This is a genomic window from Sphingomonas sp. (assembly GCF_042091075.1).
Lineage (GTDB): Bacteria > Pseudomonadota > Alphaproteobacteria > Sphingomonadales > Sphingomonadaceae > Sphingomonas.
The window spans coordinates 1-7,728 of the sequence record NZ_JBELIE010000159.1 but is presented as its reverse complement, the minus strand read 5'-3'; the positions used below and the strand labels follow the sequence as shown (position 1 = coordinate 7,728).

Below are 7,728 nucleotides of genomic sequence, written 5' to 3'. Positions count from 1 at the left end.
GGGTCGGCTGGCTGAACCGGATGACACAGTTCAAGGACAAGGCGGGCAAGAACCGCGAAGGCGCGAGCGTCGGCCTGTACGACTATCCGGTGCTGATGGCGGCGGATGTGCTGCTGTATAACGCCACCCATGTGCCCGTCGGCGAGGATCAGAAACAGCATCTGGAGCTGGCGCGCGACATCGCCACCAAGTTCAACAACGACTACGGCGTCGCGCTGTTCACGCTGCCCGAGCCGCTGGTCAGCAAGGCCGCACCGCGCATCATGAGCTTGCGCGATGCGGCGTCGAAAATGTCCAAGTCGAATCCGTCGGAACAATCGCTGGTCAAGCTGATCGACAGCGACGACACGATCGCGGACAAGTTCCGCAAGGCCAAGACTGATCCGGATCTGCTGCCCGCATCGATGGACGAGCTGGCGGACCGGCCGGAGGCGAGGAACCTCGTAACGATCTTCGCCGCGCTGGCGGATCGCACCCCCGATGACGTGTTGGCGGAGTTCGCGGGCAAGGGCTTCGGAGCGTTCAAGCCGGCGCTCGCGGATCTGGCGGTGGCGAAGCTGGGGCCGATCCGCGACGAGATGCAGCGCTTGCTGAACGATCGTGGCGCGATCGACTCGATCCTGCGTGACGGGGCGGAAAGAGCCGAAGCGCTGGCCGCGCCATTGCTGCGCAAGGCGCAGGAAGCGATGGGATTGGTGGTGTGACGCGGCGGGGCGGGGATCATCTCCGCCCCGCTTTCCCATCTCGACGCGCATTTCACCAACATTTAGCGGCCGCCGCCAATTCGTTTCCGCCGGCATTGAGCTAACCCGCGCGTATCCGCGGTTGGCACGCCTTCTGCTTTGCACTCCGCAACCCACGGAGTTCGCAGCATGGCCGACATATCTCAGGACACCTCCACGTCGCGCGGCGACAATCTCTTCGGCGTATGCGCCGCGATCGGGGAGGATTTCGGCTTCAACCCGTTATGGCTGCGGCTCGCCTTCGCGGTCGCGCTGCTGGTCGATCTGGAACATGTGCTCATGGCCTATGCCGCGTTGGGCGCGCTGGTGCTGGTCAGCCGGCTCGCGTTTCGGCATCCCGAACCGGCGGCGCCGTCGGCACCGCTGTCCGTCGCTACGGACGCGAACGACACACCGGAATACCGGCAGGCGGCGTGATCGTCAGCCCTCGAGCCGCCCCAATAGCACCCGCACCGCGCCATCGACGTCCCGATCGCTGTCGCGGAGTTCCTCGATGCGCCGGACCGCGTGGATCACGGTGGAATGATCGCGCCCGCCGAACTTGCGCCCGATCTCCGGCAGGGAACGGGTCGTCAGGCGCTTGGCAAGATACATGGCGATCTGACGCGGCCGCGCCACGGCCCGCGCACGGCGCGCGGAAATCAGATCGAGCGGCTTCAGCTCGAAATGCTCGGATACGGCCTTCTGGATTTCGTCGATCGTCACGCGACGCTGTGCGCCGCGCAGCATGTCACCCAGCGTCGCTTGCGCGAAGGCGAGGTCGACCGTCTCGCCGGTCAGCATCGCGTAAGCGGTAACGCGCGTCAGCGCGCCCTCCAATTCGCGGATGCTCGACGTGATCCGCGTCGCGAGCAGATCGATCACCTCGGCGGGCACCGCGATATCGGGCAGGTCGACCATCCGACGTTCGAGCACCGCGCGCCGCAGATCCAGCGACGACGGGCGGATATCCGCCACCAGACCCGCGCCGAGCCGGCCGACGATCCGCGTTTCCACGCCCTCCAGCGCTTGCGGGGCGCGATCGGCGGCGATCACCAGTCGCTTGCCCGCCGCCATGATCTCATTGACGGTGTGGAAGAATTCTTCCTGCGTAGCGTCCTTGCCGGCAATGAACTGCAGATCGTCGATCAGCAGCAGATCGCATGCGCGCAGCCTGGCCTTGAACGCGAATGTATCGCGCGCGCGCATCGCGGCGACGAATTCGAACATGAACCGCTCCGCCGACATCAACATCACCCGCGCCTGCGGATGCGATGCCAGAAAGGCGTGCGCGATCGCATTCATCAGATGCGTCTTGCCCTGCCCCGTACCGCCGTGGAGGAACAACGGGCTAAACCGCACCGGGCCTGGCTGCGCCAGCGCACGCGCCGCGTTGAAGGCCACCATGTTGCTGCCGTCGACGACGAAACGGTCGAAGGTCAGCCGCGCGTCGAGCGCCGGCCGCTCGATCGTCCCGGCCGCCTCGTTGGCGGCAGTGGACGACGCGGGCGCGGCATGCTCGGTCGCGACGACCGGGACCGGCGCTTCACTTGACGGGGCGGCGATGACCTCCACCACGGGAGAGCGTCGCACGGTTTCGATCGCGACGCTGCGCACCTCGGGCAGGACCGCGCGGAATTCATGGAACAGGCGATCGGCGTAATGGCTCTTCACCCACGTCGTCATGAATGCCGACGGCAGCGTCAGGCGGACATCGGCGATATCGTCCCCGTCAACCAGTTCGATCGGCGCAAGCCACTGGTCGAACAGCCGGGCGCCGGCCGAGAGGCGCAGGTTCGCGCGGACCCGGGCCCAGGCCCGTGCCAACTCGCTCCCCTCACCCGCCTGACCTTGCCCTGACGCCACGCACAACTCCTCCGTCGCCACGAGCGGCAGGCCCGTGGATCAATAGTTTACAAGGTCAAACGTCCCCCTGGCCGCGAGCCCCAGCGCGGCTGCATCCTGACGTCGTCCTGATGCCGAACCGGGCGAACGCCGGTGCGGTGTCACAGGATTAGGAACAGGCACATGAGTCGATCAAGCCCGTGAACGGACACAAAACCGAAATAAAGCGGATTGACACAATCTAGCCCGCACAAATGCGTCGGATTTTTGATAAGCCACTGTAATCGCAGGCATAGTTGCCAAAGTGCGGTTTTTTACGACGCTCGAATCGCGGATTTCAGGGGCTTTTTGTAACGTCCTATCTTTGTTCCGTCGGCGGGTGCCGCGGACAGACGAAAACGCCCGCCGGGACGAACCCGGCGGGCGCATATTTCGACAGTGTCGCGGCGGCGATCAGGCCAGGCCGGCGACCCGCTTGGTCAGACGGGCGAACTTCCGCGACGCCGTGTTCTTGTGCATGACGCCCTTGGCAACGCCGCGCGCCAGCTCGGGCTGCGCCGCCTGCAACGCGGTGGCCGCCGCCGACTTGTCACCTGCCGCCAGTGCAGCCTCCACCCTCTTCACGAAGGTACGGATACGGCCGATGCGGTTACCATTGACTTCGGCCCGACGCTGGTTGCGGCGGATGCGCTTCTTGGCTTGCGGCGTATTCGCCATGAACGTCCTCTGAGCTGTTCGAATCGATGTGAAAAAGGGCGGCGGGAAAGCCCATCGCCCTCGAAGGCGCCGCCCATAAAGCGCGACGGCCGATTAGTCAACGTCGCTGGCACGCCGGGCACCAGAAGGTCGATCGCCCGCCCTCGGCATAGCGCGCCACCGTGCCGCCGCAGCCGCACGGCTCGCCTTCACGGCCATAAACCGCGAACTGCTTCGAGAAATAGCCCAGTTCGCCATCGGGGCGGGCATAATCCCGCAACGTGGACCCACCCGCCTCGATCGCCGCCGTCAACACGACATGCACCGCTTCGATCAGCCGCGCGAGCCGGGCGCGGGCGATCTGCCCCGCGGGGCGATGCGGATCGATCCGCGCATGATACAGCGCCTCGCAGACATAGATATTGCCCAGCCCCGCGACGATTCGCTGGTCGAGCAGCGCGAGCTTGATCGAAACCCGCTTGCCCGCCAGCACACGATGCAGATAGGCGGGGGTGAAGTCGTCGCCGAGCGGCACCGGCCCCAGCGCGCGAAAGGCGGGAAAGTCCGGCACCTGCGAGGTCGCGACCAGATCCACCGAGCCGAACCGCCGGGGATCGTTGAGCGCGATGCGACGCCCCGCCAGGGTATCGATGACGAGATGATCGTGGGGCAGCAAGGCGCCGGGATCGACCCGCCAGCGCCCCGACATGCCGAGGTGGAAGATCATCGTATCACCGCGATCGGTGTCGATCAGGCCATATTTCGCGCGTCGCGACAAACCGATCACGCGCGCGCCCGTCAGTCGCTGGCGCAAGTCGTCGGGGAAGGGGCGGCGCAGGTCGCCCCGCCGCAGTTCCACCGCCCGCAATTCCTGTCCGTGAAGCACCGGGGTCAACCCGCGCACCGTGGTTTCGACCTCTGGCAATTCCGGCATGCCCGCCCCCTAGCCGGTCGCCGTTCACCCCGCTAGAGCGACGGGCATGAGCGATACCGTCTCCTTCGGCTACCAGGACGTCACCCCCACCGAAAAGACCGCACGGGTCCGCGGGGTCTTTTCCAGCGTGGCCAGCCGCTACGATTTGATGAACGACGCGATGTCGGCCGGCATGCACCGACTGTGGAAGGACCGTTTCGTGCGCCGGGTAAAGCCGCGCCGTGACGAGCAGATCCTGGACATGGCCGGCGGCACCGGAGACATCGCCTTCCGACTGGCGCAAAGCGGTGCGGCGGTGACGGTCGCGGACATCAATCCCGAGATGCTCGACGTCGGCATGACGCGCGCGCAGCAACGCGGGATCGACGGGCTGGTGTGGACCGAGGCGAATGCGGAGACGCTGACCTTCCCCGATCGGTTCTTCGACGCCTACACGATCGCGTTCGGCATCCGCAACGTGACCGATATTCCGGCGGCGCTGCGCGAGGCGCACCGCGTGCTGCGACGCGGCGGGCGCTTCTATTGCCTGGAATTCTCGACGACCGTGTGGCCGGGCTTCGCGGAGGTTTATGACGCCTATTCGCACCGGGTCGTGCCCCGCTTGGGGCAGTTGCTGGCACAGGATGCCGACAGCTATCGCTATCTGATCGAATCGATCCGGCGCTTTCCCGATATGCCGGCGTTCGAACGCATGATCGGCGAGGCGGGCTTCGTGCAGACGCGCGTCGAACCGATGCTGGGCGGGCTGGTCGCGATCCACAGCGGCTGGAAGATTTGACCTCTCCGATCGTCCATACCTGGCGGCTTCTGAAATGGGGCCGAACGCTGGCCCGTCACGGTGCGTTGCGCGGGATCGAGCGTGATCCGAACGCGCCGCTGCGGCTGCGGCGCCTGCTGCGACTGGCACGGCTGGGCGCGCGTGTGCCCGAGGTGCCGCGCTACGCCGACGCTTTCGAGGCGCTGGGGCCGGCCGCGATCAAATTGGGCCAGACGCTCGCCACCCGCCCCGATATCGTCGGCGAGGCAGCCGCCAGCGACTTGCTGCGGCTGCAGGATGCCGTCCCGCCGGTGCCGTTCGAGGCGGTATGCGATGTGATGCGCAAGAGCTTCGGCCGACCGCTCGACACGCTGTTCGCGCATATCGAGGAAATCCCGGTCGGTGCCGCGTCGATCGCGCAGGTGCATCGCGCGCGCACCACCGACGGCCGTATCGTCGCGGTCAAGGTGCTGCGTCCCGGCGTGGAAGAGGATTTCGCCCGCGCGATCGACACCTATGAATGGGCCGCGGCGCAGATCGAGCCGATGGGCGGCGAGATCGCACGCCTGCAACCGCGCCTCGTCATCGAAACCTTCAAGCGCTGGACCGCACGGGAACTGAACTTCACGCGCGAGGCGGCGTCGGCGTCCGAACTGGCCGAGAGCATGACCTCGGAGCCAGATTTCGTCGTTCCGGCGGTCGATTGGGCGCGTACCACCGGCCGCGTGCTGACGATCGAATGGATCGACGGGATCAAGCTGTCGAACCGCGCCGCGCTGGTGGAGGCGGGCTATGATCTGCCGGTGCTGGCGCGGGTACTGGTGCACGCCTTTCTGCGGCAGGCGATCGCGGACGGCTTTTTCCATGCCGACCTGCATCAGGGAAATCTGTTCGCGCTGCCGGGCAATCGGGTCGCCGCGATCGACTTCGGCATCATGGGGCGGATCGACCGCCGCGCGCGCCTGTGGCTGGCGGAAATCCTGTACGGGCTGATCACGGGCAATTACCGCCGCGTCGCGGAAATCCATTTCGAGGCGCAATATGTTCCCGCGCATCACAGCGTGGAGGAATTCGCCACCGCGCTGCGGGCGGTGGGGGAGCCGATGCGCGGCCTGCCGGTGAAGGACATGTCGATCGGCATGATGCTGGACGGGCTGTTCGCGATCACACGCGATTTCGACATGGTGACGCAGCCGCACCTGTTGCTGCTGCAAAAGACGATGGTGATGGTGGAGGGCGTCGCCACCGCGCTCGATCCCGACATCAATCTGTGGATCACCGCCGGGCCGCTGGTGGAAGACTGGATCCGCACCGAACTGGGCCCGGAAGCGGCGGTCGCGGATCGCATCGTGGCGGATGTGCGTACGCTCGCCCGACTGCCCGAACTCGTCCGCCGGATCGAGGCGCGCTTCCCCGCGCCCGGCGGCGCCCCCCCCGCCCCGCCGCTGCGGGAAATCCAGCTGGTGCGGGTCGGCGGCGGCTGGCGCTATGTGCTGGTCGCCGCGCTGGGCGCGCTCGGCGGCGGCGTCGCGCTGCTGCTGGCGCAAGCGTGGTGACGCAATGACCCTACGCGGCGCCCCGATCTGGCTCGCCGCGCCAACGCGGCTGGCCGGGCTGTCGCGCCGCACCGCGCGGTGGATACTCGCGGCGCTGCTACTGCTTTCCTTGATCGCGATCCTTGCCCCACCGGGGGAAGCCGCGCTCGACGATCCGCTCAGTCTCGGGGTGATCGCCTCGATGCGGCAAGGCGGCACCTTCTACGACAGTCTGGCGGTGCTGCTGCGCGGCGATGCGGTGGCGCGATCGTTCGCGGCGACCCCACCGACCATGGCGCTGATCGCGGGAACGCTGCCCGGCTGGGCGCTGCTGGCGCTGATTGCCGCGACCCTCGCGGCACTGCTCTGGGCAGGCAGCACCCGCCTGACCGCGGTGTTTCCCTCACTGGCCGCCTGCACGATCGCGATCGCGCTGCTCGCGGGGGGATGCGCCGCCGGCGCCCTGCTATGGCTGGTCGCGCCACCGGCCGGCTGGGCGGCGATGCTGCTGGCGCTGGCGCTGTTCGTGGACCGTCCCGGCCATACCCTGCAGAGTATCGCACTGGCATGTATCGCGGCGATGATCGCGCCCGCCGCGATCATACTCGTCATCGTGCTCGCGGGGCTGACATGGGCCGATACGGGGCGTCGCGCGGCGATGCCATGGCTGGCGGCGGCGGTGATCGCCAGCGTCGTGCTGGCCGCGCATTGGCACGCGCTCGCCGCGCTCGCCCTGCCGCCGCTGCCCGAGGTCACCTCCCCGGCTGTCACGCCCGACACGACATCGGCACGGCTGGTGACGGCCGCCTTCCCCTCTCTGCCACCGGGATGGGCGGCGCCGCTGCTGCCGTTCGCGCTGCTGGGCTGGGTCGCGCTCGCCACCCCGATGGCGGGGCGGATAGTCGCATTGATCGCGGCCGCCACGCTGATCGACGCGGCGACCCCATTGCGCACCGTGCCGCTGGTGTCGGTGCTGGTCGCGCCGGGGCTGGCCTTCGCCCCCGATGCGCTCGCCGACCTGATCCGCGCGGCCTTCGACCGGCGGCGCTTCACCGTGACGAGGATGACCCGATGAGCCGGATTCTGCTGATCGTCGGCGGCGGGATCGCCGCATATAAATCGTGCGAGATCGTCCGCTCGCTGCGCAAGCGCGGCCATATGGTCCGCTGCGTGCTGACCGAGGGCGGCCAGCATTTCGTCACCCCGATGACGCTCGCCGCGCTGAGCGAGGACAAGGTC

Annotated in this window: 9 protein-coding genes; 6 read left to right on the top strand and 3 right to left on the bottom strand. The window is 67.5% G+C overall.

The window, feature by feature from the left end:
- Both trpS and ACFDSW_RS13735 read left to right on the top strand, forming a co-directional pair.
- The coding region (gene trpS / locus ACFDSW_RS13740) for a tryptophan--tRNA ligase (protein WP_375250846.1) at window positions 1–704 on the top strand (704 nt) is incomplete at its 5' end.
- Window positions 705–872: 168 nt separating this feature from the next.
- Window positions 873–1,160 carry a PspC domain-containing protein gene (locus tag ACFDSW_RS13735; protein ID WP_375250845.1) on the top strand — a complete coding sequence of 96 codons (288 nt, stop codon included), beginning with the start codon at window positions 873–875 and terminating at the stop codon, window positions 1,158–1,160.
- Window positions 1,161–1,163: 3 nt separating this feature from the next.
- Here ACFDSW_RS13735 and dnaA read toward each other — a convergent pair whose 3' ends face one another.
- The 3 genes from dnaA to mutM form a co-directional block, all read right to left on the bottom strand.
- On the bottom strand, window positions 1,164–2,594 hold the full coding sequence (gene dnaA / locus ACFDSW_RS13730) for a chromosomal replication initiator protein DnaA (RefSeq protein ID WP_375250848.1): 1,431 nt from the start codon (window positions 2,592–2,594) through the stop codon (window positions 1,164–1,166).
- Between the two features lie 426 nt (window positions 2,595–3,020).
- Window positions 3,021–3,284: a 30S ribosomal protein S20 gene (gene rpsT / locus ACFDSW_RS13725; RefSeq protein WP_375250844.1), complete on the bottom strand. Its 264-nt coding sequence runs from the start codon at window positions 3,282–3,284 to the stop codon at window positions 3,021–3,023.
- 97 nt (window positions 3,285–3,381) lie between these two features.
- Complete coding sequence (gene mutM / locus ACFDSW_RS13720) at window positions 3,382–4,197, bottom strand: bifunctional DNA-formamidopyrimidine glycosylase/DNA-(apurinic or apyrimidinic site) lyase (RefSeq protein ID WP_375250843.1); 816 nt, start codon at window positions 4,195–4,197, stop codon at window positions 3,382–3,384.
- 46 nt (window positions 4,198–4,243) lie between these two features.
- On the opposite strand from mutM, the gene ACFDSW_RS13715 reads away from it, so the two are divergent.
- The 4 genes from ACFDSW_RS13715 to ACFDSW_RS13700 form a co-directional block, all read left to right on the top strand.
- Entirely contained in the window at window positions 4,244–4,975 is a 732-nt protein-coding gene (locus tag ACFDSW_RS13715) for a class I SAM-dependent methyltransferase (protein ID WP_375250842.1), read from the top strand.
- Window positions 4,972–6,510, top strand: coding sequence for a 2-polyprenylphenol 6-hydroxylase (gene ubiB / locus ACFDSW_RS13710; protein WP_375250841.1), 1,539 nt, complete (start codon window positions 4,972–4,974; stop codon window positions 6,508–6,510). The genes ACFDSW_RS13715 and ubiB overlap by 4 nt, the downstream gene beginning before the upstream one ends.
- A gap of 4 nt (window positions 6,511–6,514) precedes the next feature.
- Entirely contained in the window at window positions 6,515–7,564 is a 1,050-nt protein-coding gene (locus ACFDSW_RS13705) for a hypothetical protein (RefSeq protein ID WP_375250840.1), read from the top strand.
- A partial coding sequence (locus ACFDSW_RS13700) for a flavoprotein (protein WP_375250847.1) occupies window positions 7,561–7,728 on the top strand: 168 nt, incomplete at its 3' end. The genes ACFDSW_RS13705 and ACFDSW_RS13700, both read left to right, overlap by 4 nt.

Bases quoted from the DNA above. Each gene is read 5' to 3' on its own strand.
- ACFDSW_RS13705 (WP_375250840.1), top strand. From the start codon at position 6,515: ATGACCCTACGCGGCGCCCCGATCTGGCTCGCCGCGCCAACGCGGCTG.
- rpsT (WP_375250844.1), bottom strand. From the start codon at position 3,284: ATGGCGAATACGCCGCAAGCCAAGAAGCGCATCCGCCGCAACCAGCGT.
- ACFDSW_RS13735 (WP_375250845.1), top strand. From the start codon at position 873: ATGGCCGACATATCTCAGGACACCTCCACGTCGCGCGGCGACAATCTC.
- mutM (WP_375250843.1), bottom strand. From the start codon at position 4,197: ATGCCGGAATTGCCAGAGGTCGAAACCACGGTGCGCGGGTTGACCCCG.
- ACFDSW_RS13715 (WP_375250842.1), top strand. From the start codon at position 4,244: ATGAGCGATACCGTCTCCTTCGGCTACCAGGACGTCACCCCCACCGAA.